Below are 25015 nucleotides of genomic sequence, written 5' to 3' on the forward strand. Positions count from 1 at the left end.
AACGTGAACGCTTGCAGGAGCGAGTACCCGGTACGGGTGCGATGCTCCGGGAAACTTGGCTGCCGCCATTCTTTAATGACGGCCGGCAGCGTTCTGGTCGAGACGAAGCCTTTTTCAAACGCCCGCAAGATCGTGGCGTCGGCTTCTTCCGGCGACAACTCCCATTGTTGCAGCCGACCAATGCGATCGGCTGCTGTGCGCTGGTACTTCCTAAAACTTGGCGCTGAGTATTACGACGCTGCGCCGCCGACAGCAACGTTTGTGAAACCAGCGGATTGGACGGATGCTACCGACGGCTCTCGCTGGTTTCCAATTATCGAAGATCGCCCCCCCTGGTTTGGGCTACACAGCGCCTACGACTTCCCTGATGGTTCCAAGCGACAGTTGATTTGCTGCTCGATGGTCGCTCAGTTTTATATGACCGACCATTCACCAAAAGATACCGAAATCTGGCGCCAGGGCCGCCACACAGTGGCGGCTACCCTCCACCGAATCGCTGAAATGCTGGGGCTCATCCATTACAGGAGGCCGTCTGGTGATAACAATTCCTGAGTGTTTTTGGGAACGGATGCTCGACGAATTCGCGGACGAACGGCGAGTGGTTGAGCAAGTATGTTACTTCGATGGCATTCGGTATGGTGATCATGCAGTTGTTTGCGCACTCACTTTTCCAAACGCCAAATTGGCCGAGGGTCACTTCGAAGTCTCCGCCGAAGCAATGAGTCAGGCCGGGAAGCATTTTCGCATCCACCGGATGGTGCGGCTAGCACAAGTTCACACGCACCCAGGGGATTGGGTGGGCCATTCACCATGGGACGACACACACGCCTACTCGCAACTTGATGGCGCAATTTCAATTGTGCTTCCGAACCGTGCCCGAGACCGTCCTGCGTTGCCTGCCGCCGGTATCCACTTTCGAACGTCAGCCGGCTGGCAGGAAGTCGCTGATGAAAGCCGCGCAGGACTGCTGCAAATTGTGCCATCTCTTTTTGACTTCCGAGTGCGGAGGAACCCCGATGGAAGAACAGATTTCGAACCGTCACGAAAGCGACCTTGGTGGTCGTTTCTTGCCTTTTGGCGACACTAATCAAGTTCACGTCACTGTCGTCGTGCCTTCCGACACTGCTCATTTGCCAGCCGTCCAGCATACCGCTTGGATGCTCTTGAATCTTCTGGCACGTCAGCAAGGCGTGGTCCAACAAATTGGACTTTCGTGCCCGCCATCGATTCCATTAGCGGGAAGAATTGTTCCGTTTGCGCCGCGAAATCTGGATCTACGCCTAGCTTTGTTGGCAGGTTGTGATGCCATTGGCATTGTGCCTGTAAGTTCCAATTCCGTTGGCGGGCGAGTTTTGATTGTCGGTTCGAACCGGTCCGACGACGCAGATCTGTATGTGCACGGCGATGGCTGGTGCGGTGGCGTCATGACGGCGCCGATTACCCCGTACCTCCAGACTTCGGCTCTGCCATTCGGTCCATATATTGCGGCGTGTCTGGCGGCTGCTGAAATTTTCAAGGCCGCGCGCTTAAAGCCTGAGAGTTATGTACCAGTTCAGTCAGCCATTTTTTCAGCTTGGGGCCTCCAGACTTCGACCAGCGCGATTGACGAAGGACCAAAAGCCATTTCGGTCGCGCCAAACTTTGCCTTAGCGGGGGTGGGAGCAGTCGGCTGTGCATTCCTGCACACACTTTGGGCATGTACCGGCTTTCACGGCCTGGCGATTCTCGCAGATAATGACCGCAAATTCCTCGAAAATACGAATTTGAACCGATATGTCTTATTCGGCCGAGCATCAGTCGGTCATCCGAAAGCAACCGAAGCTGCGCGTCTAATTGCTGACTCTGAATGCACATTCGATCCGCGCGACATAGCAATCCAAGAATTATCCGCATTTCCAAATCTAGTCGTATCAGCTGTTGATCAAAATATTTCTCGCGCAGCAATTCAAAACAGGTATCCTTCATTGATATTGTCGGGTTCAACGAAAGATTTGCGCGCCGAAATTCTCCGCTGTGGCCCTCCCGGCACCGGCGCCTGCCTGCGATGCTACAACCCTCCGGAAGTGATCCTTTCGGACGACGACATTCGCGCCACGATTCACAAACAATCCGATGACGAAATTGCAAAATATACAGACGCCATTGGGATTACCGTCGAGGAAGCACGCCAGTGGGCAGACAAAGGTCAGTGCGGCATGGCGGGGGAAAGGGTATTGTCACACATCCGAGCACAAGAAGATGAGCCACGTGAGTTCGCCGTTGGATTTGTTTCCGTGATGGCCGGTACCCTGTTATTTGCACAGCTTGTTAAAGAGTGCATGGACTCAAGTGTCCCGCTTTCTGACGACACTAATCGGTCCGTTTTTCAATTTTGGTCGTCGACTTCGGGCAGAAACAAACCTTCACCATTGGCACGCGATCCTCAGTGCCCCATGTGCAAACCTGATGCCCCGGCTACAAAGATTTGGTCCGAGCGATTCTACGACCGATCTCGTGGCCGCGGGGGATGAATAGCGCCCCTTGCTGATGATCGTTTACATAACGCACTTTATGATAAGCCCAAGTGCGGAATACCCCTGGGCTAAGCCAAATCCGACGAACTCCGCCGGTCGGCCTCTGTCGTATATCTAAATCGAATGCGAATAGCGGAGATATACAATTGCCACGCATGTCTGCGTGACAAGGGATTTACGGGGATTCATTGATTGGCAGCGACAGGCCGCAAATTGCAAACAGTAGAACTGGCAATTTGACCAATTTCAGAGTGCCGGAAATACTGATAATTACTTGACTTGCGCAATTTTCAAAGTTATTGTCTCCCTTGATGAATTTCTCTTCTGGCCCCGATAACAAATGGTGGCCCCTCAATGCGGGACGTGACGAACCAGAGCCGAATGATTCGCTCCCAAATTGGCTTAGAACTCGTTTACACGAGCAATTCCGAAGTTGCTTTTCCGACAATCTCAATCGTGCTTTTAATGACGACCCATCGACCAATTCTGATTGCCGACGCACCGTCCAAATCCGGTCTGCAATCCAGATCCCGCGCAAAACTCTTGAATTGCAAAATCCACAAGTTGTCGCTTACCACGAGAGCAGCGGAATCTCGGCATATGAGGATGCCATAGCTTCCACCGCGCTTGATTCATGGCGAGGTTCCGTTAGTGAGCACCACAAAGCAATCCAATTCGTCGACTCCCTTCGCGATAGTGTCGATCATGTTTTGAAACGAGTGCAGCACGACACACCTAATCTATAGCGGGCATCAGATGATTCTCTGGCTAATCGTAAAGAACCTTTCGCGCTTAATAATCGTGATACCTTTGGGCGTCGTCTGCATGATGGTGAACTTCCATTTTTCAAAGTCCTTTGCGGCGGGCAATACTGGGGATTGGTTTGGTTCGTTGTTAGAGTTGGGGTGGTATTCGCTAATTATGGGTGCTTGCTGGGTACTTATTAATTTAGCGATTGGCATTAAGCTTGAAGACGATGACAAGCAACCCAAAAAGGACGAGGCGGATGGAAAAGGCTGTGTGACTATGGGCGGCCCAGCGGTTTTGATGGGAGCCAATGCAATTATTCTTGCACTTGTAAAGACGTGGCTAACACAAGATAGGGATGTACTCATCAATGTCGCCTGGTGGCTTGTGATCGTTGAAAGCGTTCTTTGTTCGATATTTTACTTTGGAGCTCCTTTCGTTAAAGCCGCTACCGATATTGACGAGTACAAGAGTTCACAACGACATGAACAAGAAATGCGAGATAATGAGGAGAGACAAAGACAAGAAGCCGCACAACAGCGCGCAATTGCCATTCGAACGGAGCAAGAAATCCAACAGAGCAAATTGGAAAATGAGGCACAGGAGCAAAGCCGTAAGAATCGAATCGAATTCGAGAAATTTCGCAGCAAAACATTGCAATCGTTGGCGGTATTGGGTAAGGACCTCGATAAAACCGATTACAATCTGGTGCACATAATCAAACGCTTCGAAGAATGGAAGCTGCAACTCGACTTAGATCCAATTCGAAACTATCCCTCAATCATCAAGTCATATGCTTTAATGCTTGACGACATGATGATTATGGCATCCCGGCGACAGATCGAGCGTGGCTATGAAGAGTGCCGACCGATTATCGAACATCGATTACATCCTGATCAGCTCGCAGCAATGCTCGATTCGGCTGTGCACACATTTCAATTGGGTCAACATCGCAAGCAAGTTCAAGAAGAATTCGATGAGGTGCGACACTTGATCGGGCGATTGATCCGGGAGGAATCACCGGAATACGAGGCCCGAATTGATAGTGACCGTGCCGAATATTACTTCCAGATATTCGATAATCTATCGCCGCAAAACATGCACCAGGAGTGAGTTGGTTATGTTACCTGCATCGAATGCCACTAAACGTATCCCCTTGCGCGCCGGACACGTAGTTGGCTCTCCGGAGACATCAGTCGTTCTAACAGAGGTCGAGTTGGCCGAGCATATGGCCGTATTTGGTGGAACCGGAAAAGGTAAGTCGAAGTTTCTGGAATTACTCGTTCGTCAAATGATACGCCACCAAGCAGGTGTTTGTATCATCGATCCACACGGTGATTTGGTGGAAGACTTGCTTGCATTTGTTTTGGAGAATTACAAAGACGCCACCAATTCTGAAGTCATGAAGCGTTTCCACTACTTCGATCCCGGTTCGCCAAAGTGGCGGTTCTCTTTCGATCCCTTTCGCTATCAAGCGAGACCAGATGGTTATGATGATTACGAGGACTGGCTCAAAGCAAAGGTCGAATCCATAGCCCGAATCATCATTCGCAAGCAAGGGGAAGCTGATTTTGCCGGCAAACCTCGTCTGGAGCGATTCCTGGGCAACGTGCTTTACGCGGTTGGCGTGCGCATCAATAAACATGGCGATCATCTTTCATTAGCCGACGCCTTTGTTCTGCTTGATCCGTCACATCCCCGACACGACGAGGTTTATCAAATTGTCGCTCCGGAACTTCTTCCGGAAGTCCGATCCGATTTCAACAAGGTGCGACGAAGCAACCCGCGACAACAAGAGGACTGGGTTGAATCAACGATCAATCGGTTGCGATCGTTTCTGTCGCCGGCGGTCAAAAGTATATTTGCCAACAAAGCCAACAGTTCTGTGGATTTTTCAGAATTGCTCGCTTCCGGCGGAATTATGCTGGTTAATTTACGCCGCACTCGGAGCTTTACGATCGACCAAGCCAATGCAATCGGTGGACTGTTCATCAATGAAATCATCTCCGCTGCACAAACAGCCAACCGGGCCGAGCGCCTGCCATTTTACCTGTTTATTGATGAAGCCAGCCGATTCATCGGTCAAGACTTAATCGATGCCTTGGCTCAATGCCGTAAATGGAAATTATCCCTTTGTCTGGCGGTACAAGACCTCTCATCTTTGCAGCACCAGGAAATCGACATGGTACCCAAGGTGCTTAGCCAGTGCGGTATCCATGTCAGTTTTCAACAGAAGCATCCGGACGACATCGAGGTTCTCAGTCAATTGTTCGGCCTTGCTCGACTGGATTTCACCCCTTTGGAACATGAAGTGGACCGCTTTGCCGGGTACAAATACGTAACGCTGGAGGACACATCCGAAAGTGACAATTCCAGTCGCAGCCGACAAGATTCATCCGGCGACTCACGACAATTAGGAACTTCGAAACAGCGCAACTTTCCGTACGAAATAAAAGATCAAGAAAGCGCTGCATCTTCCAAGTCGAAAGCAATCACTGAATCGGAAGGACGTTCCAGCTCAGTTACCCGCAAAACAGTTCCATTAGCTCAGCATCGCAGCGAACAACAGGAAACCGGGAAACTACGCCATTCCGTTCAAGATCAATTGTACGTAGTGAAAAGTGCTCTCCGCACTCTTGGCCGTGGCGAAGCAGTCGTCTGCTTGGGCAACGATGCTCCGTTTCTTTTGAGAGTCGAGAATGTCCGCACCAGTTTCGGAACTTTGCCCGAAGCAAAGCGGTTGGAGTTAATCGATGGTTATAAAAAGCTCTTGGCTGAGTCCCATCCATATTGCTTCCAGCCCCTCGCCAACGACGGAGAAGAATCTCGTTTGCAGGCGTTTTTTCGTGCTTCAAGCCCACCCGACGATGCCAGGACTTCTAAGAATTCCGAGGAAACCGCCACAACTCCTAATCCGTTCCCTTCGTGACTTGACATCAGATGCCCAAATTCTTAAAAATGGAGTTGTGCTTCGTTAATCGAAGCGCGGCCAATGACGACCCGTTCAGACGACGCCACGTGCGTTGCAGGCGAGTTGCTTGGTTGAAATCCCGACCTCGGGATCATTAGTAGCCGAGCCCCCTGGATTTTCAGGGAGCCTCGGCTCTTTCTGTATTAGGAGGTCGAGGATGCTTACCGAACGCGACATCGCGATTCTTTTAGCCGTTATCCGGTACTACGTTCTGAACCGGCAGCAGATTCAACGACTTTGCTTTCCCCAAGACCCGAATGGTCGTACTACGCGCCGGCGGCTCCAATTGTTGGTTGACTCGCAATTGCTCAATCGACAGGGAACACTGTTCTGCCATCCGATGGCGGGCGCCGCCGCTCCAGTCTATTTTCCATCTCGCAAAGGTTGTGAACTACTGGCCGAACATTTCGATGACGAACATTATTTAACAACGCCGACCCAGGCACCGATTCCACATCACACCTTACATTGGCTGGCAGTCAGCGAAACGCACATTGCACTGGACGAGGCCATCCGCTCGCAATCCGCGGCGAGTCTCGATGGTTGGGTGAATGAATGGGATATATGCAATAAGGACGAATCTGCTCCGCAAAAGCGATTCCGACTCTATACGCTGATCCGCGAATCCCCCCGATTAGTCTGCGCTCCCGATTCCGCCTTTCTACTTACCTTCAAAGGCCACAGCAAAATCTTCTATCTGGAACAGGATCGCAATACTTCGGGCGTTTATCAAATCGCCAGCAGCAAGACACCCGGCTATGCAGCGATGGCAGAACAGCAGCTGCAACGGCGACATTTTCCGCAAGCAACAATCGACACTTTTTCGGTGTTGATGGTCGCTCCAACTCCACGGCGCCGCGACGCGCTGCGCAAGGCGATTCGCGAAAAGCCCGGCCCAAATCTATGGCGCTTCGCCGCCGCACAGGATGTACAACCTGACAAGGTACTTTGTGCCCCAATTTGGCATGGCAAGGATGGCGATCCGACTCCCCTTTTCAAAGAAAATCCGTAGCCATGTACCAGCGCTTATACCACCAGTCATCCGCCCCGGTACAGGACCGGACCTGTCCGGTCGATCAACGCAAGGCCGTTGCACGGGGCAGCTTCGGGGGGCAAGGGCTGACGCCCCCTGCACCACGGCTCGCTGCGCTCGCCCGCTTGCGCGGGAAGCTGCCTTCAGTCCACCTCGTTGCCGTCTGCCATTCAGGGTGGTGTAGACGACGATGTTCTGGAGCACACCGTTTTTATCGCGGTGATGCTTTTATATCCCGTTCCCCCGCTTTGTACGAACCGATGGATCGAACGTTTTTTGTATCGCGCATTCGCTTGGTGGCGTTGGAGGCAGCGCCTGAGCAGCCTCACCGACTATCACCTCAATGTTTTCCGTGGAAACCACGTCCGGGTACTCGTGTCCGACCCGAACAATCGCGGCAAACGCGAGGTTTATATCGAACGCCTTACGGGCGACAAACAATGGAAGCGCATCGCTGCTGTGCGGGAGGAGGAGTTCTCCATCATGATCCAGTTGATGGTGGACGCGTTCAATTTCATCCGCACGGACTCCGTCCGGTGGCAAGTTGTTCCGCGCTAAATCACGGGTCGCTGTCCCTGACGGCGACCCGGTCTTTTTTCTCTCAAACGACCAGGAACCTATTTCCTGCGTCGATTCGCTTATTTGAAGCAGCCACGCGGGCTGCGCTTATCAGGGTAAGCGCAGCCTCGTGGATTTTTGCCGCATTGCGGCCATTATCCGTTTCCCCCATTTCTTATGAACAAGCAAAAAAAGGAGGTCAAACCGGCGCCGGCACCGGTTGAGGAGCCATCCTCAAATAGGCCGATCAAGGTCTTCGTGATCGACGATGTCGCCGCGAGCATTTTTACACGGGAACGTTCTGTCAAAGGACAGATCCTGACGTTCTACAACGTCAGCTTTTCCCGTTCGTATCGAGATGCCGCGGGGGCGAAAAAATACGTCAAAACGTTTGACCTGGAAGACCTAGGAAAAGTGGTCGCAGTGGCCCAGCAAGCGGATGAGTTCATCCGCTCGATCCGGGAAGCGGCCGAAGAACAGAAATAATCGCACGATATGTCGGGGTGCCCTGTACACCCCGACCCGTCCAGAGCAGCCGAGCAGTAGCGACGGCCGCCAGGACGACTCTCCTATTCAAGCGGAGCATCCACCTATCGGGTGCTACCGCAATCTCGCGTGCAGTTCCCAAACGGTAGCACCGACGGTCCGTCCGCAAGGTGTTCCGTCGGCTCCACCATGCTTCCGGCGTGCGTCGGCGCGTGATTGCAAAAACGCCTGCACGCACAGGCAACTTTATTTCTTACTTTCTTCATTCCATGTTTAATTTCCATTCACCAGCGGCGATTGCGGTGTTGCCAAGAGCACCGCGCAATGCCAGCCCCGTACCGGGACTCACGAGCTTGTACCACAAGCTCTACCGTGGTCCGTACGGGAACCCGGCCTATCCGGGCAATTGCTCGGGAGAGCTGATTAAAGACCTGCTGAAGTATTTTCAGCCGGGTTTGGTCTTTGACCCCATGACCGGCTCCGGAACGTGCAAGGACGTTTGCACCGAATTGGACATTCCTTGCATATCCGACGACATCCGCAACGGCTTCGATGCCTGCGATCCGGCCGAATATTCCGACATGCTGCTGCGGTTCGATTTTATCTGGATTCATCCGCCGTACTGGCGGCAGAAACATTACACCGACGATCCACGCGACATGAGTAACGCCAAGTGCTTGTACGACTTCGCCGAACAGTATCGAAGGCTGATTGAGAACTGCGCATCCGTACTCGCGCCTAACGGAAAACTGGCCATCTTGATGGGCGACTACGAAGACCGCGAAGTAGGCTTTGTCCCGCTGGTTTATCACACGCAACGACTGGCGTTTGAAGAGAATTTGATGCAACACGGAACACAAATCATTCGCTTCTCATATGGCGCCAGTAGCAGTAAGAAAAGCTACCGCTCGAAATTCATTCCCGGATTGCACGACGTATGCACGATTTTTGAAAAAGCCTGAACAGAACCAACTTACTTCCTTTCCAACCAATCCTATGAGTAAAGGCAAATTGACCGGTTGCTGCAGAACGTGCGGCAGCGAAATCGTTGAGACCGTCAACGATAGTGTGTTCCGCGATGGCGAGTGCGATAGCTGCGAACGGGTGCGCTACGAGTCCCAGCCAGATTTGGTGTATGCGCTCGACATGCTGTTAGAAGCAACCATCGACGCCGAGCGCGCCTGTGGTTTTGAATTAACGGAGGCCGAAGTCGAGGCCGAACAAGTAGCGAAAGCGGCACTCGCTAAAGCGTATGACAAGCCGTCCTCCATCCAATAAGTTTCTCATTCCAAAAACCCATTATTTTGAAAAAGGAGAAAAACAATGCTCACCATTACCGGCATCACTCAGGGCAAATGCACCTGGTGCTTGGAACAGACCGAAGTGGTCACCGCACAATTTCGCGACGGCTTGACTGGCAACTTTTGCAAAAAACATTTGTGGCAAGCGATTAAGGTACGCAGCGAATCCGGGCAGGCGGCCACCACGCCCAAATCCAGTGTAGGAAGCGATGAGAGATTCAATGCCAAAACGTAAGCCATTGCGCCCAAATAGGGCCGGCGTACCATCCATCAACAATGAAGTACAAGCAGATTTTCAAAACCACCAGCGGCAATGTCATCGGAGTCGTCGAAGAGCCGATTCTGCTTGATCCAGACAAGCCGCTTGAAAAACAGCGGATGGTGAAAATTGGAGTCATCGATCCGAAGAAAGGTGTTCCGAGATTTGATGCAGAGCGCGTAATTAGGCGCCTTCGCGATTTTGTGGCAAACCTCATTAAAAGTGAGGGAACGACTGATTCTTGAAAATCCCACGTCAAGCAATCGAGCCATTTAATCAAACGCAAAAATCGAAAGGAGAACGGCAGTGATGCTCCGAGTCCACGAAGTAGCTGATCGAATTAACTCTTCCATTTCTGGCGTCTACCGTTTGATCGACTCCGGAGAACTGCCGGTGACACCGATCGGTCCGAGCGGGAAGTCCTACCGGGTGTCCGAAGAAGATCTTACGGCTTGGCTGAATTCACGGAAAAGGCACAAGGGGCGGAGCGTACAGCCCAGCCCCAAGTGCAATCCGCGAGCTGAATCCCTGCTCAGGAGGTGGGCGAAAGGGTGACCTTCTCGACAGCATTCCGTAAGTGCGTCTTCTGATCCGCGAGGTGACAGTAAACCTTTTGCACCATTTCCAAGCTGCTATGGCCCATCAATTCCGCTGTCGTTGCCAAGTCCACGCCGTGCAGGATGGCGTTCGTTCCGAACGTGTGGCGGGCGAGATAGATACAGAGGTCTTTCGCGAGTTTGTGTTTTTTCTTCAACCTAGCGACTGTCATCCGGACCGCGTTACACGTCCACGGCTTTCTTTTTTTATTCAGAAAGACGTACTCGGATGTGGCCCGACAGCGAAGGAACCGAAACAGCCGGCACATGGCCGTATTCAATTGGATGACTCTTGGTTTCTTCGTATGGCGGACGGTTTTATGCACGGGAAGAACCAACCGATCAGCTTTCACTTCGCTCCACTTCAATCTGCGAAGCTCGGAAGGGCGGGCGCCGGTATTCCACAAACTGAACAGCAGAATCCGGAACGGCCCACGTCTGGTAAGCATCGTCCGATATTCTTGCTCCGTCATCGCACGTTGTCTCGGGGCCGGCTTAAATCGCTTCAATCCCTTCAATGGATTTTCGGCAAGCAAATCTTCTTCAACTGCCCAACTGAAAGCCCGAAAGACCGACCGGCGTGCGTTGTATTCGCTCGTGTCATTCCATTCATGCAAATCAACCCATTTCGTCACGTTATTTTTAGTGAGCCGCGCGACTGGCTTTCGGCCGTACTTCTTTCGGAAACCTCCCACGTAGAAACGGTGATTCCGGTAGGTATCCGGAGCATGATGCCTCTTGGACCACCGCAGGAACGCCCTGCAAATCGAACCGACCGAGGAATCATCCGTGAAGGATTCCTCGTCCAGTGCCATGAGCTGATGAAACCGCTGGCGGGCTTGCTTGAGATTCTCTTTCCCCTGAGCAAGTTTCCGCTTCTTTCCGTGAAACGTACACATCCACCAGCCGGTCTGGCTGCGGAACCAACGTTTACTGGGCCGTGGCATAGATACCTCCAATTCAGTGAGTGAACTACCCACGCTGAAAAGGAAGTCAGCACGCAGACCCGCCTGTTTGCCCAGGCGGGTCTTGCTGTTTGGTGCACGAGTTTAGTGCACCGCCGTATTTATTATCGCCACAAGTCCTTTTGTGGCAAGGTATCCCCGACAAGATTCGAACTTGTAACCTTCGGCTTCGGAGGCCGACGCTCTATCCAGTTGAGCTACGAGGACATGCTCATCACGTCTGCAAATAAACTGTCGTGATATCGCAACAAAGAAGTTCCATTCTACAGCATTGAGCAACAGTTTCTAGTTGCCTTGCAGGTGATGCTTGGCATCCTGGAAAAAGTTACAATGCCGCCAGAATTTCACGTCACTCCACCGGAGCCACCCGCCATGCCCATTGCGATTTTGGCCACTGTCGGCATCTGCATTTTTTCCGCCACGGCCGACTATTTATTGAAGCGCGCCAGTTTATTGGAATCGCCGGTCTCGAGCCCGCTTTTTTACCTAGGGATGGTGATGTACGCTTCGACATCGTTCGCTTGGGTTTACGTAATGCGGCACATGCAGTTTGCCACGTTGGGTGTTGTGTACGCGGCCACCATGGTAATTCTGTTGGCCGGCATAGGCGTGTTTGCCTTGCATGAGACGTTGCGCTGGCAAGAATCGCTGGGAATTGTGCTCGCCATCGCCTCGATTATTTTGCTGTCGCGATTTACGGGATGAACCTCTCCTTTTAACAGCTTGAGCCATCTGGCAGAGTTCCTCAACGGTTCATCGCCTCGACCGCCAGCGCCACAGCTTCGCCGCCGCCCAGGCAGAGTGCAGCAATGCCGCGTCTTTTGCCGGTGCGCTGTAACGCCGTAAGCAACGTCACCAAAATTCGGGCTCCGCTGGCACCAATGGGGTGACCTAACGCGATCGCTCCGCCATAAATATTGAGTTTATCGCCGGGAATGTTCAATTCTTTAGCGGCGGCCATGGCCACGGCGGCAAACGCCTCGTTAATTTCAAACAGGTCGACGTCAGGCACAGTCCAATTCAGCTGTGCGAGCAACTTTTGAATCGCCCCAATCGGCGCCGTAGTAAACCATTCCGGTTCCTGGCTGAACGTCGCTGAGCCGACAATTCTAGCCAGCGGACTGCAACTAAAAGATTTACACGCGCTAACAGACGCCAACACTAGCGCCGCGGCGCCATCATTGATGCTGGAGGAGTTTGCCGCAGTAATCGTTCCGTGCGGATCAAAGGCTGGTTTCAGGGCACGTAATTTTACTTCATCAAGGCGCGCGGGCTCCTCGTCTTGGGTAACTAACGTGGCGCCTTTCTTGGCAACCACCGGGACTGGAATAATTTCATCGTCGAATACACCTTCAGAAATTGCCCGCTGCGCACGGCGATAGCTACGAATCGCAAAATCGTCTTGCTCTTGCCGTGTGAAATGGAACTTCGCCGCACATTGATCACCATAAATGCCCATCAATTTGTCGCTGTAAGCGTCGCGCAAGCCGTCGTGCAGCATCGAATCGATCAATACCCCATTTCCAAGTCGATAACCTGCTCGGGCATGGGTCAACAAATAAGGGGCCAAGCTCATACTTTCCATGCCGCCAGCGACAATAAATTGCGATTCCCCCAATTGAATGGCCTGAGCTCCCAGCATCGCCGCCTTCAAGCCAGAACCGCAAACCTTGTTGATCGTGGTAGCGCCCACGGTCGGGGACAATCCTGCCTTAAGTGACGCCTGCCGCGCCGGATTCTGCCCTATACCGGCACTAACCACATTCCCCATAATGACTTCATCTACCTTGTGGGGCGATACAGAAGCACGTTGTAGTGCCGCTTCGATACAGATTGCACCTAATTGCGGCGCCGGTACCGTCGACAGCACACCACTTAATGCTCCAAGGGGAGTTCGCGCCCGTCCGACAATGAAAACATCGTTCGTCATATAATTTCAGGAAAAATTAAGTGTTATACAATTGTATTCGTTTGATTTTAGCAGCCTAGTGGCGCGTAATTTGCTACTGCTTTTTGCGGTGTCGGCGCGCAATCATTGAATTCGACGGGTCACCATGCACATCGAAGATTACGCTTTGATTGGCGATTGTCACACTGCTGCATTGGTCGGACGCGACGGCTCGATCGATTGGCTCTGCTTACCACGCTTCGATGCAGGTGCTTGTTTTGCGGCGCTATTGGGTACGCCCGAAAATGGTTGTTGGAAAATGGCGCCAGTCGCGAATGTCCGCAGCACCCGGCGACGGTATCGGCCCGGAACCTTGATCTTAGAGACCGACTTCGAAACTGACGAGGGCGCCGCCACGATCATCGACTTCATGCCGCCGCGAGCGCGTGAACCGAACCTAGTGCGGATTGTTCAGGGTCGTCGCGGCCGGATTGCCATGCGCACCGAATTGACCATCCGCTTCGATTACGGCTCCATTGTGCCTTGGGTTCGTCGCACGCCGACCGGCATTGAAGCCATCGCCGGGCCAGATTCAATTTACATCGACACCGATGTGGAATTACGCGGCGAGAATCTCCACACGGTCGGAGAATTCACCGTGCAGGAAGGTCAGCAGCAATGCTTCGTGTTGCTATGGCACCCTTCTAATGAAAAACGATCTCAACCTCGTGACGCCAAATGTTGCTGCGACGATACGCAAAAGTGGTGGGAAGATTGGACAGCGAATTTTAATTACAGCGGTCCGCATCAGGACCTGGTGCTGCGTTCGCTGATTACTTTAAAAGCCCTTACCTATGCGCCCACGGGCGGCATCGTCGCCGCGCCTACTACTTCGCTGCCGGAATTCATTGGCGGCGTTAGAAATTGGGATTACCGCTTTTGTTGGCTACGAGATGCCACGTTCACATTGTACGCGTTCATGCAGGCTGGCTACACAGAGGAAGCGGCAGACTGGTGTAATTGGCTTTTACGCGCCGTCGCCGGTAGTCCTGCGCAGATGAATATTATGTATGGACTGGCAGGTGAGCGGCGGCTTACAGAAATCGAACTAAAATGGTTGCCCGGCTACGAACAATCGGCCCCCGTGCGGATTGGCAATGCCGCTTGGAACCAATTTCAGTTGGACGTTTTTGGTGAAATTTGCGATGTGCTGCATGTTGCCCGGCGAACGGGAATCAAACAAGAAAAAAACGTTTGGGCCGTGCAGCGCGAACTCGGCGAATATCTCGAAACCCATTGGCATGACCCCGACGAAGGGATCTGGGAAGTACGCGGACCCCGGCAGCATTTCGTGCATTCCAAAGTCATGGCCTGGGTTGCTTTTGACCGCTTGGTGAAGGCGGTTGAACGTTACCACACGGAAGGCCCGGTAGATAAATGGCGGCAAATTCGCGATGAAATTCACCATGAAGTTTGCCGCCACGGCTTTAATCCTGAGCGAAACAGTTTTGTCCAGGCCTACGGCAACTCCGAATTAGATGCCAGTCTTTTGATGATGCCGCTGGTTGGGTTTTTGCCGCCGACCGATTCGCGAGTGCAGAGCACCATTGCGGCCATTCAGCGGGAATTGACAACCGACGGCTTTGTCGCCAGGTATCGACGCAACTCCACGCTGGGAAAACTGCCGCCCGGACAGGGAGTATTTCTGCCTTGCAGTTTCTGGTTGGTCGATGCTCTCAATGCTATGGAGCGGCGCGACGAGGCGATCGCACTGTTTGAACGACTGGCAAAATTAACCAACGACGTGGGCTTAATATCGGAAGAATTTGATCCCGCGGCAAAACGCTTTTTGGGCAATTTTCCGCAAGCTTTTACGCATGTCGCCTTGGCGAATTCCGCGTTTAACTTATGGAAGCCAAGCGGACCTGCAAAACACCGGCAGGAAGCGTAGTTGCTCCCCAGATCGCAAGCCGACACGGTCGCGCGCTCTCTAATTGGGCAATTCGACCTCAACCACATCGACTAGCTTGCTGCGTTTTTCGACAGGCAGCGTTACCGACAACTTATCGTCGGCGTAATCGTACTCTAGCGCACTACCATCGCCCATGAGCTTAACCGCGGTTGGGTGCGGAGCGCCTTTCAGCTCCAATACCACGGTTCCTGGCAGCAGCATATCTGAGTCATACTGTTTGTCGCCGCGGAATTTGGGAATCGCAAACAGATAGCGCACATTCTGTCGGGCGGTGGCGGGGACTGAAGCAGTTTCGCCACTTGGCAACGGTGTGGACTCTTTCACCGAGGGACCATTTTTCGCCATCCAATCGCCTACCACAGCCATGTTTTTGTAAATGTCGTCCACGAAAATTCCGTCTTTTGTCGGGCCGACGCCGAGCAAATAGTTGATGCCTAACGACCGGCACTTCGCCAATTGTCCCAAATGATACGCATTGGAGCGGAAGGGAACTTCCTGGTGTGACCAACTGGTGGTCCAGGTGTCACATAACTCCGCCCAACCGGCGACTGGCTTATCGGTACCTAATTTGCGTTCGTACGTGACAAAATCGCCATGCCCATGTAAGCGGGGGTTAATCACAATCTGTGGCTGTAATTCTCGAATGCGGTCAATGCTAATTACTTTGTCGGCGTTGGGAATGTTCGGCTTGCCGTCAAACCAAATTAAATCGATGCGCCCGTAGTTTGTCAGCAATTCTTCGATTTGTCCGCGGACCAATTCAGCAAACTTTTTTTGGTGCTCGGCGATTTCCTCGGGCGATTTTTGCGTCGTGCGTGGCTTTAAATCTGGGCCGAGCGACGGCATCCAAGAGTTTTGGTTGGAGTGATACAAAAAGCTCATGTAATCGCGATCAAAGTGCCAATCAGGACCGGAAAAATATATGCCTACCTTCAACCCATTGCGGCGACACGCCTCCACATACTCTTTTACTAAATCGCGGCCCCCCATGTAATTTTTGGTGTTGAAGTCGCCGTAGGCACTGGGCCACAGCGCGAAACCTTCGTGATGCTTAGCCGTGAGCACGGCGTACTCAAAGCCGGCTGCCTTGGCTGCTTTCAGCCATTTGTCGGGATCATACTGCTGTGGATTGAAGTCCGGCGCTACCGACCAGTAATCGTCAGGAGTAAGCTTCGGCGGCTTGCCGGACAGATTGAAATCTGATTCGCGGACAATTCGTTCGCGTTCTGCCGGATCGGTCACCGGATGCTGAGCTAACGGTCTGCCGGGAATCATTGGCCAGGAAATGTTCATTGCCTTGACCGAAGCTAATCCCCAGTGAATGAACAACCCCAGCCCGGCCTTTGGATACCACTGCGCATCTGGGTTCGTAGTGTGCGGAAAGTTGTTAGATTTCGTTTCAGCCCCGATCGTGGCGTGTTCGGCTGCCACGTCGTCGGAATCGGTATCCTTTGCTGAAGCCCGTTTGCTTTTTGCGCTTGCGGATTCCTTTTTCGACGATTGTTTGGTCTGATCAGATTGCGGGGAACCGGTATCGTCCGCACCGATTGTAGTACCTATCTCGACAAAGAGTGTAACTGCAGCGACCACCATGAATAATCCGGACGTTAATCTTGAGGACATAAATAACGCTCTTCTAAAAATTGCTGAATCCCCCGAGCACACCGCAGACCCCAGCTGCAACTTGTTCATTGTTAATTGGATTGCTGACGATCACAAGTCATATAAAAGGATGAATTACATGCTTCGGACGGCCTATCGACTCGTGCAAAAAGCTTCAAATCAACCCCCAATTCCATGGAGAGCGACGTATTCGGCTTAAGAAAATGGCCGCGTCTGGTGCGGTATTACCCACCGCAAGTTTAGAGTCAGGCGCGAATCTCGCGCCGCTTGGCCAAGATTTCTTTCTCGGGCCGACCTGTTAGCTTGGCAACTTCGGCATCGCTGTAGTTACGCAGCAGACCGAGTTCAGTTTCCCCCCAAGCGCAGTGTGGATGATGCGACCTGCCATGTGCAGGAATATTCCGCTTGCGACGCTCCACATAAACCATGGCGCGGGAAACACCTAAACGCAGAGCAACTGCGCTATCGGTGTCAGCTCCCAGAAGGGCGATTTCTTTGCGGGTCCAGAAATGAGGCTTCGACATAGTGCCAGCTTGATGAGTTATTGTGCACTACAAACATAGCATTTTCTACGGCGAAGGTGTGCAGCATGCGGGTATTGCATCCAGCCTCACAATGGGCGGTACAGGACTCGCACAGACATCAGATTTTAAGGGGCAAAATGCAATTCGGAAAATGCGCGCTGCTAAAAGCGATGCTAATTTGGCTCGAATCATTGCCGCTTGGCCCAAGCTGCCCGAGCCGATCCGCAAAGCAATCTTGGCACTTATTGACGTGGCGGCATTGACGGTTTGATCGGCCGGGGTGGCGGGGCATGAATTGGTTGCGGCTTCGGTGTGGTTGTGCGGGCATTGGGTTTACTCCATTGCTATTGTATACCGCGCCTAGCATAGTGTAACCATGTACACTTAGCGGCTCTTAGCGGCTTAGCGGCCGTATTTGTCAAAACGGTGTTTTTGGTCTTGCCCGTCTTTCGCTGATTTTGCGATGATCTAGCGATATAGCCTTTCTGAATCAGGCGTGCCGATCCATTGCTGCCACAACTCGCGTCGATGAGTTGAAAACCATTGCCGATAAGGCCGAAGTCAAAATCCGTGCCGAACGTCGGGCCGGCGAACTGTTACAATCTCTCAAATTAACGACCGGTCGCCCCTCCAATGGGTGTTTACCCAATAATGGTGACTTAATGTCACCATTTTTATCTTCGGGAAAACTGGCTCAAATCGGCGTCTCAAAAATCATTGCCGCTTGGCCCAAGCTGCCCCGAGCCGATCCGATTGGCGATTTTTGGCATTGGTCGTCGCATTGTAGGCCATGCCACCATTACTAGGTGGTGTTTGGTTCCAAGCACGCTTCGCCTTCGTTCCCTGCCTTATTCACATAAACACTAACCCGCGTCATGGTCATTTCGCTGGCTGGGAATGGCTCATACAGATAGGTGAGTTTGTCTGGATCATTCATTGCCGGATCAAGCCAGGCATCGTAGTCGCCAGGCGATAAAATGACTGGCAACCTGTCGTGAATCGGGGCCATAAGGGTATTCGGCGTAGTCGTAAGAATCGCGCACGATTCCAACGATTCTCCCCACCGTTCCCAAATGCCGGCAAACGCGAACGGTTCGCCGCCCTTCACCTGGAACAGCCACGGCGAGTCGCCCTTAATTTTCTTGGGTATCTTTTTCCATTCGTAGAAGCCGTCTGCGAGTACTAAGCAGCGACGTTTTTTAATTGCACTGCGGAACATTGGTTTTGTGGCGATTGTTTCGCTTACCGCATTGATCGGGCAGAGTTTGGCGTCTTTGGCCCACGATGGCACGAAGCCCCATTGCACTGTCGACAGTTCGCGGCCGTTATTGCTCTGACGAATCACTGCAATTCGATTTGTTGGGCAGACATTGTACCGCTCGAATAGCTCAAATGGCTCGCTCCGAACCTCCGCAGCGAATTCCCGCAGAAGGTCGTTTAGTCGCTCTCTGAGTGTAAATCGGCCACACATGGCTTAGATCAATGGCGGGATTTCATTGGCATCTTCCAAAGCCGGCAACAACTTGTCTCCAGCCGGTGTCACCACCCATTCACCTGAATCGTAGTGAATCAGCCCAAGCGTTGCCAAATGTTCCAACGCTTCTGGCCGTACACCCTCTAGCACCGAGGGTTCGATCCCGACACCAACGAGAGCCTGACATAGTTCGTCGTGTGTAGGTTTCATATTCTCTGCCCGATCAAAACGGGCATCCTGTTGGACCGTGTCATAATTCGGTAGTAATGCGAAGCGGATTCCGTCAGCATGTAGGCGTGATTGTGAATTACAACACATTCTATCCCTTGCTTCACCTGATACCAAACGCCCAAATCTAACGCCATTGCTGCCACAATCATTGCTTTTTGCGGGCGCAAGCCCTGCCACTGCTCTAGCCACTCAATATGGCACCATCCCGGCTTGGGCAACGGACCGTCCCTGTTGCCCCATTCCAAGATTCGCAATTGGTGGTCGATATAGACCGGCAGCAATCTCTGCAAATCCGAGTGGAGAAATTGAATCTCGCAGGCCGCATGTACGCCCCGGCGCGCAATCCGATTCGTCAAGCGATACTGACGAATCACCGCTTCCGGTATTTCGTGAATCGGTACGGCAACGCCAAGACACATACGGCACCTAGAAACACGATTTTCCTTGTATATCGCACACTTCGTAATTATTGGCCGGATCGTTGTATAACTGCGTCAGAGGCAATGTCGCACCACTTCGCAATGCAAACCGTCCGATCCGCCCATTGATTTGCCGTTTGGCGTCAGCGACGGCCTGCTGTTGCGTTGTCGGCTGGTCGAATAGCCCACGCTGAAAACAGCGGCGGGTCGATAACCGATCGGCAATGACGTGCATATAAGCCAGAGTTTGGCCGTGCCAGATTTCCTTCCACATGCCGAGCGTGGCCGAGGCGATTTGCCCATAGTCCGCCGTGGCTGATGGCAGGCTGGCCCGACGCCCGGCGTCGCTGGCGTCTTTGAATTCGACCGCAAGAACTACTTGCTCTGTGTAAACCAAGTGATAATCAAGGGCTTCAATTAGTCGCTCTACGTTGCGAACTATCCATCCTTCACAGTAGCCCGCATCGTTGCTGGCTTTGCCGACACTCCCGCCACGGCTAAGAATCTTGTGCGGCAACCGGGTGGTGCTAATCGGCGTAACCGGTTGGCCGTTCAATTCCCACCACAAACTCTCGCCCGTCTTAGTGAGCAATTTACGAATCAAACGGCGGTCAGCATGTGCAAATTCGGCACACGTTGTGATACCGCAAAGAGCTAGCTTTCGGCTACTTCGCTTGGCAATACCTGTGATTTCATCTACCGGCCGATCATGTAACAAATCGGCAATCTGCTCGTCACTCGTTGCCGTCCAGCAGCCGAATGGCTTGGCATTGTCACTAGCCAGTTTGGCGAGTGAGCGCGTTTTAGACACTCCAATCGTGACCGGTAGGGCCGTTTCTTCCAGAATGCGCCGCTGTAATCGTCGTACATCGACGTCGGCGGCGTGGACATTCAAAATCTCTTTTTATGTAGACGGCGTGAGGGCAGAGCGGCAGTGCTTCCCAGATTGGCAATGCAACCGTGACGCCATAGGCTTTTAACTCATAGGACCGGGCAATCACGCAAGCGCCTTGATTCGATAGGACGCCCACGGGCTGGCCGATTAAATGGGGGCATCTGACCCGTTCGGCAGAGACGTAGAAACAATCGGCGTCTAAATGAGCAATCGTCATATAGTGTAGACATGTACACTATATGATTGGCTTTGTCAATTAGCCAAATCTGCATTCAAAACACCATGTCATGCGCCGAACTGACTCGGCAAGCGTGGGTGGGCAGGGGTATGACGGTGGTAAGCTTTATAAGCTGGCGACCGTGACTATTTTTGAAATCTGACCGGAAAACGGAATTTTGTTTGGCATTTTGTTGGATTTTTCCCACGTTACTTTATAAATGGACGCGTCGCGCACAGTGCCGACACGGATTATCAGTGTTTAGAAGTTAGGTTTTTGAATGGAATCTTTAGTCACGATTCGCGACGTGGCCGCAATGGCCAGTCTTTCGGAAAGAACAATTCACCGCATGATCGAAAACGGTGAAATCTGTCGGCCGATCTATTTCGGCCGTGCCGTTCGCTTTCAGCGTTCTGCCGTTGAACGATGGCTCAAAGCTCGCTGTGCTGGCTAGATGAGGGTTCTCGAAGCGGCTCTCAGTTACGCAGCCCGCGGTTGGCGTGTGCTACCGGTCCGTAATAAAATCCCTCTCACCGCGCATGGTGTGAAAGATGCAACAACCGACCAAGAAAAAATCAAAACTTGGTTCACACGTTGGCCCGACGCCGGAGTCGGAATCGCCGCAGGAATCGCATCGGGACTCGTCGTGCTTGACATCGACGCAGCCAAGGACGGTTTGGAATCGCTGGCGCAACTGGAGACAGAACACGGCCCGTTGCCGACCACGCTAAAAGTTAAAACCGGTGGCGGTGGATTTCATTTCTATTTCATCCACCCCGGTGGCCGCATTCGCAATCGCGCCAATATGTTTCCAGGCGTTGATTTACGAAGCGACAACGGTTACGTCGTCGCACCTCCCAGTTTGCACGCGAGCGGCAACAAATACGCATGGGTTGAGGGCTGCTCCCCGAACGAAATCGAGATTGCTGAGCTGCACCAATGGCTTTTGCTGCTTATTGATCCGCCGAAGGCGGAGCCTGTCGCCCCGTTGCCCGTGAATCGCACTCCCGGCGATTTGGAAGATGCAATTGAGGCGATGCGAAATATCAAAACCCTAGATCAGAGCGACGGCAGCCGGCGATTATTTGCTTATACTTGCCGCTGCGTTGAGCAGAATTTATCCGACGCGGACGCGATTGCCGCAATCAATGTAATGCAGTCGGAACGTCCCTTCCCGCAAACCTGGGGAACGGATGCAATCGTCGCCAGATTGCGCGACGCCGAAAAAACAGTCGTTCGCGGATCGGAAGCAAGCACCTGCAGTCTTTGGAGACGCGAGGGCCGAACAGACATTTCTAACTCAAAATTCTTTACAAAATTGTTCGGCGAAGATTTCAAATGGTGCGACGCTTGGAAATGTTGGATGCACTTTGACGGCACACGCTGGATCCGTGACTCGCAATGCGAAGTCCAAACGGCCGCAAAACACATAGGCGCGCGGCGTTGGGTGGAAGCGGCCCGCATCGTTGAAAGCCCGTCCGCCGATGACAGTCTCAAAAAACAAGCAGTAGCATTTGCCAAATACTCAAACAGCGCGGCGGGAGTTTCAAATCTGTTGGCACTTGCGAAGTCTGAGTGATGAGCATTTCTCCGGATCGGTTTGATATTGATCATTTCAAGATCAATGTAGAAAACGGCACAATCGACTTGCGAAGCGGCAAATTATTGCCGCACAATCGGGCTGATTTCATCACGAAACTTTCGCCAGTTAAATATGACCCAGATGCAAAATGTCCACTTTGGGATCGAACCATTGCGAGCATATTTAACAATAATCGAGATACGATTGGGTTCTTTCAGCGATTTTCCGGTTACTGCCTGAGCGGGAGCGTAGTCGAGCAAATCATGGTGGTTGCCTGGGGCGGCGGTTCTAACGGGAAGGGCATCATAACAAACACTTACTTCGGCATTTGGGGCGACTATGCAACTAAAGCCCCAGAAACTTTGTTGATTTCCAAGAATTTCAATAGCCATCCGTGTGAACTTGCAAAACTCCAAGGGGTTCGCCTATGTATTGCGAATGAAACCTCGGACGGTGCCGAGTTGGCCGAAGCCAGAATTAAGGATTTAACTGGTTCGGATCGTTTAACTGCTCGCGGCATGAAAGAGAACTTCTGGGATTTTTGGCCCACACACAAGTTCATTCTCAGCACAAACTTTAAGCCGAGAGTCAAAGGTGGTCATTCAATCTGGCGAAGAATACGTTTGCTCGCATTCCTGCGCAGGTAGCCGGTTGCATTGACATGAAATAACGTGCTGTGCAACAAACTCTTCGCGGACATATCGGTAAAGGCTGGTACAGTGCAGGGCATTAGTATAACTCCGGCAATTTATTGCGCATCGAGCCGAGTAATTTTTGAAGCCTCCACTGCACGGCTTGAGATGTGATTCCCAGTCGTTCAGCGATTTGCGAGAGACTCTCCCCATCGTAAAAACGCCAATACAAAAGCTGTCTTGCTTCTGCCGAGAGGTCGGAAGTGGCAAGCGATAACTCTTCGTACATTTCGTACATTTCGTTTTCCCTTGTCCGTTTAATCCGTCTTTGAGGCAAATATGAATGATTCTGAGTCCGGGCCGATCCGCTTACTTTTATATCCTGCCGAGGCTGCGAAAGCCCTGGCTATTTCCCGTAGTCTGCTGTGGAATTTGACCAAAGCGGGCAAGATTCCTGTGAAGCGTATCAACCGATGCCTACGTTATGACCCGACTGAGCTTCGGGAATGGCTGGGCCGTTGTTGACATTACGTCAACAATCACTACAATGCGAGGGCATGACTGAATCATTCACCAATCAGATGCGCCGGCTTGTTCGGGAAGCCGGAATAAAGCAGTGCGATTTGCACCGCAGTATCGTTCTCGATAAAGCCACAATCAGCCGCTTCCTCAGTGGCGAACGTTTTTTGTCCGAAGATGCGTTAAACAAACTGGCAAAGTTTCTCAAGTGGAAGATCAATAATGGCAGGAATTCTTGAACTGCGTGGCGGACGCAAAGCGATCCAATACTACGATCCATCCGGCAATCGACCAACGATCCGGCTGGGCAAAATGTCGATGCGCGACGCCGAGAAAGTAAAAACCAAGATCGAGGATTTGGTCAAGGCAAAGATCGTTGGTATCGCGATTGAGCCGGATACCGCGAAATGGTTATCTGAACTGCCGGCGACGATGTATGATCGGCTTGTCGCTTGTGGTCTCACAAAACCACGCGAGAAAGAAGAAATCCCCGAACTGGAACAGTTCCTTGACAGTTACATCGCCAAGCGAACGGACGTAAAGGGCGAAACCGCGAAAGTCTACAAACGCTGTCGAAACCATTTGGTCAAATACTTTGGGGCCGGCAAGTCAATTGCTGAAATCAATCAAGGCAATGCCGACGATTGGCGTTTATGGTTGGCGGACACGCAAAAGCTGGCCAAAGGGACGATCGGGCGTACTTGCGGTATCGCCAAGCAATTCTTCCATTACGCGGTCAAGCGGCATTTCATTCAACAGAATCCGTTCGCCGAACTGTCTGCCCAAGTAAAGGGAAATCCAGACCGGTTTTATTTTGTTCCTGGGGCGGATGCCGAAAGAATCCTGGCCTGCGGAAAGAACCTCGAATATAACGCAATCTTTGCATTGGCACGTTATGGCGGTCTGCGGACCCCCTCCGAGCAGTTTGGCTTGCGGTGGCGGGATATTGATTGGGAACGGAACCGGTTCACGGTCCACGCCCCCAAGACCGAACACCACGATGGCAAAGAAAAACGCGATGTACCCCTATTCCCCGAGCTACGGCCGCATTTGGAAGCCCTCTATGACGAAATCGTTACTTTGACCGGGAAAGCTCCGGACGAGGACGCGTGGGTTGTTACAAAGCATCGGACGACTGGCAACCTGCGAACCCACATGGAACGACTAATTGAGAAATCAGGGTTAAAGCCCTGGCCGAAGATTTTTCAGAATCTGCGTTCCACTCGGGAAACGGAACTGGCCCGAGTCTTTCCGCTGCACGTCGTTTGCGCATGGCTCGGCAACACTCAGCTAATCGCTGCAAAGCACTACCTGCAGATTACAGATTCCGATTTTGATAATGCGGCCGGTGCGCTGCTAAAAGCGCTGCCACAGACTGCACCACGGCCTCTTACCGCGTCTCACGGCGATAATCGTAACTGCGATTTTCTCGAAGGAAACGCAAATCCGCTTACCAGTGTAAGCGGTCTAATGGGCGGTACAGGACTCGAACCTGTGACCTCCTGGGTGTAAACCAGGCGCTCTAACCAACTGAGCTAACCGCCCGAATATACCGGATACATTTGCCGGCCATTCGCGTTGTACCATGCTGTGGCGACCGGCTTATTTAG

General features: G+C 52.3%; 25 protein-coding genes and 2 tRNA genes. 16 read left to right on the forward strand and 11 right to left on the reverse strand.

Translation table 11 applies throughout. The features are described 5' to 3' along the window. Positions 1 to 180: 180 nt before the first annotated feature. From VFE46_13375 to VFE46_13425, 11 genes are all read left to right on the forward strand, one after another. On the forward strand, positions 181 to 552 hold the full coding sequence (locus VFE46_13375; GenBank protein HZZ28986.1) for a hypothetical protein: 372 nt from the start codon (positions 181 to 183) through the stop codon (positions 550 to 552). Between the two features lie 290 nt (positions 553 to 842). Then, positions 843 to 2510: a ThiF family adenylyltransferase gene (locus tag VFE46_13380; protein HZZ28987.1), complete on the forward strand. Its 1668-nt coding sequence runs from the start codon at positions 843 to 845 to the stop codon at positions 2508 to 2510. Positions 2511 to 3338: 828 nt separating this feature from the next. Beyond that, positions 3339 to 4373 carry a hypothetical protein gene (locus VFE46_13385; GenBank protein ID HZZ28988.1) on the forward strand — a complete coding sequence of 345 codons (1035 nt, stop codon included), beginning with the start codon at positions 3339 to 3341 and terminating at the stop codon, positions 4371 to 4373. 7 nt (positions 4374 to 4380) lie between these two features. Next, complete coding sequence (locus tag VFE46_13390; GenBank protein HZZ28989.1) at positions 4381 to 6189, forward strand: DUF87 domain-containing protein; 1809 nt, start codon at positions 4381 to 4383, stop codon at positions 6187 to 6189. A gap of 199 nt (positions 6190 to 6388) precedes the next feature. Then, entirely contained in the window at positions 6389 to 7243 is an 855-nt protein-coding gene (locus VFE46_13395; protein HZZ28990.1) for a replication-relaxation family protein, read from the forward strand. Positions 7244 to 7420: 177 nt separating this feature from the next. After that, on the forward strand, positions 7421 to 7822 hold the full coding sequence (locus VFE46_13400; protein HZZ28991.1) for a hypothetical protein: 402 nt from the start codon (positions 7421 to 7423) through the stop codon (positions 7820 to 7822). Positions 7823 to 7999: 177 nt separating this feature from the next. Continuing rightward, the gene (locus VFE46_13405) at positions 8000 to 8308 is read left to right on the forward strand and encodes a hypothetical protein (protein HZZ28992.1); all 309 of its coding nucleotides are present in this window, start codon (positions 8000 to 8002) and stop codon (positions 8306 to 8308) included. A 269-nt stretch (positions 8309 to 8577) separates the two neighbouring features. Further along, complete coding sequence (locus VFE46_13410) at positions 8578 to 9270, forward strand: hypothetical protein (protein HZZ28993.1); 693 nt, start codon at positions 8578 to 8580, stop codon at positions 9268 to 9270. 34 nt (positions 9271 to 9304) lie between these two features. Further along, positions 9305 to 9586, forward strand: coding sequence for a hypothetical protein (locus tag VFE46_13415; protein HZZ28994.1), 282 nt, complete (start codon positions 9305 to 9307; stop codon positions 9584 to 9586). Between the two features lie 45 nt (positions 9587 to 9631). Continuing rightward, the gene (locus VFE46_13420) at positions 9632 to 9844 is read left to right on the forward strand and encodes a hypothetical protein (GenBank protein HZZ28995.1); all 213 of its coding nucleotides are present in this window, start codon (positions 9632 to 9634) and stop codon (positions 9842 to 9844) included. A 41-nt stretch (positions 9845 to 9885) separates the two neighbouring features. Then, positions 9886 to 10113 carry a hypothetical protein gene (locus VFE46_13425; protein HZZ28996.1) on the forward strand — a complete coding sequence of 76 codons (228 nt, stop codon included), beginning with the start codon at positions 9886 to 9888 and terminating at the stop codon, positions 10111 to 10113. Positions 10114 to 10400: 287 nt separating this feature from the next. On the opposite strand, the gene VFE46_13430 is transcribed toward VFE46_13425, so the two are convergent. Both VFE46_13430 and VFE46_13435 read right to left on the reverse strand, forming a co-directional pair. After that, complete coding sequence (locus tag VFE46_13430; protein HZZ28997.1) at positions 10401 to 11444, reverse strand: tyrosine-type recombinase/integrase; 1044 nt, start codon at positions 11442 to 11444, stop codon at positions 10401 to 10403. Positions 11445 to 11562: 118 nt separating this feature from the next. Next, a tRNA-Arg gene (locus VFE46_13435) sits at positions 11563 to 11636 on the reverse strand. A 165-nt stretch (positions 11637 to 11801) separates the two neighbouring features. Here VFE46_13435 and VFE46_13440 point away from each other — a divergent pair. Next, positions 11802 to 12134: a hypothetical protein gene (locus VFE46_13440; GenBank protein ID HZZ28998.1), complete on the forward strand. Its 333-nt coding sequence runs from the start codon at positions 11802 to 11804 to the stop codon at positions 12132 to 12134. A 40-nt stretch (positions 12135 to 12174) separates the two neighbouring features. Here the strand turns inward: VFE46_13440 and VFE46_13445 are convergent, their stop codons facing one another. Next, positions 12175 to 13359: a thiolase family protein gene (locus VFE46_13445; GenBank protein HZZ28999.1), complete on the reverse strand. Its 1185-nt coding sequence runs from the start codon at positions 13357 to 13359 to the stop codon at positions 12175 to 12177. Between the two features lie 124 nt (positions 13360 to 13483). On the opposite strand from VFE46_13445, the gene VFE46_13450 reads away from it, so the two are divergent. Then, entirely contained in the window at positions 13484 to 15268 is a 1785-nt protein-coding gene (locus tag VFE46_13450; protein ID HZZ29000.1) for a glycoside hydrolase family 15 protein, read from the forward strand. 39 nt (positions 15269 to 15307) lie between these two features. Here VFE46_13450 and VFE46_13455 read toward each other — a convergent pair whose 3' ends face one another. The 6 genes from VFE46_13455 to VFE46_13480 form a co-directional block, all read right to left on the reverse strand. Further along, positions 15308 to 16912, reverse strand: coding sequence for an alpha-L-fucosidase (locus tag VFE46_13455; GenBank protein HZZ29001.1), 1605 nt, complete (start codon positions 16910 to 16912; stop codon positions 15308 to 15310). A gap of 245 nt (positions 16913 to 17157) precedes the next feature. Further along, on the reverse strand, positions 17158 to 17436 hold the full coding sequence (locus VFE46_13460) for a hypothetical protein (GenBank protein HZZ29002.1): 279 nt from the start codon (positions 17434 to 17436) through the stop codon (positions 17158 to 17160). Positions 17437 to 18238: 802 nt separating this feature from the next. Further along, positions 18239 to 18907 carry an SOS response-associated peptidase gene (locus VFE46_13465; protein HZZ29003.1) on the reverse strand — a complete coding sequence of 223 codons (669 nt, stop codon included), beginning with the start codon at positions 18905 to 18907 and terminating at the stop codon, positions 18239 to 18241. Between the two features lie 3 nt (positions 18908 to 18910). Beyond that, a complete protein-coding gene (locus VFE46_13470; GenBank protein ID HZZ29004.1) occupies positions 18911 to 19120 on the reverse strand; it encodes a hypothetical protein in 210 nt (69 codons plus the stop codon). Next, entirely contained in the window at positions 19117 to 19515 is a 399-nt protein-coding gene (locus VFE46_13475) for a hypothetical protein (GenBank protein ID HZZ29005.1), read from the reverse strand. Before VFE46_13475 ends, VFE46_13470 begins: the two co-directional genes overlap by 4 nt. A gap of 52 nt (positions 19516 to 19567) precedes the next feature. Further along, positions 19568 to 20455, reverse strand: a complete 888-nt coding sequence (locus VFE46_13480) for a nucleotidyltransferase (protein ID HZZ29006.1) — start codon at positions 20453 to 20455, stop codon at positions 19568 to 19570. Positions 20456 to 21126: 671 nt separating this feature from the next. On the opposite strand from VFE46_13480, the gene VFE46_13485 reads away from it, so the two are divergent. Both VFE46_13485 and VFE46_13490 read left to right on the forward strand, forming a co-directional pair. Next, positions 21127 to 22251: a bifunctional DNA primase/polymerase gene (locus VFE46_13485; protein ID HZZ29007.1), complete on the forward strand. Its 1125-nt coding sequence runs from the start codon at positions 21127 to 21129 to the stop codon at positions 22249 to 22251. Then, positions 22251 to 22901: a phage/plasmid primase, P4 family gene (locus VFE46_13490; GenBank protein HZZ29008.1), complete on the forward strand. Its 651-nt coding sequence runs from the start codon at positions 22251 to 22253 to the stop codon at positions 22899 to 22901. Before VFE46_13485 ends, VFE46_13490 begins: the two co-directional genes overlap by 1 nt. An 82-nt stretch (positions 22902 to 22983) precedes the next feature. Here VFE46_13490 and VFE46_13495 read toward each other — a convergent pair whose 3' ends face one another. Further along, positions 22984 to 23184, reverse strand: coding sequence for a sigma factor-like helix-turn-helix DNA-binding protein (locus VFE46_13495; protein ID HZZ29009.1), 201 nt, complete (start codon positions 23182 to 23184; stop codon positions 22984 to 22986). A gap of 208 nt (positions 23185 to 23392) precedes the next feature. Here VFE46_13495 and VFE46_13500 point away from each other — a divergent pair, with 208 nt between their 5' ends. Further along, the gene (locus tag VFE46_13500; protein ID HZZ29010.1) at positions 23393 to 23644 is read left to right on the forward strand and encodes a helix-turn-helix transcriptional regulator; all 252 of its coding nucleotides are present in this window, start codon (positions 23393 to 23395) and stop codon (positions 23642 to 23644) included. A 1232-nt stretch (positions 23645 to 24876) separates the two neighbouring features. Here VFE46_13500 and VFE46_13505 read toward each other — a convergent pair. Next, positions 24877 to 24950 (reverse strand) — tRNA-Val (locus tag VFE46_13505). Positions 24951 to 25015: the final 65 nt, after the last annotated feature.

It is taken from the genome of Pirellulales bacterium, assembly GCA_035656635.1.
Lineage (GTDB): Bacteria > Planctomycetota > Planctomycetia > Pirellulales > JADZDJ01 > DATJYL01.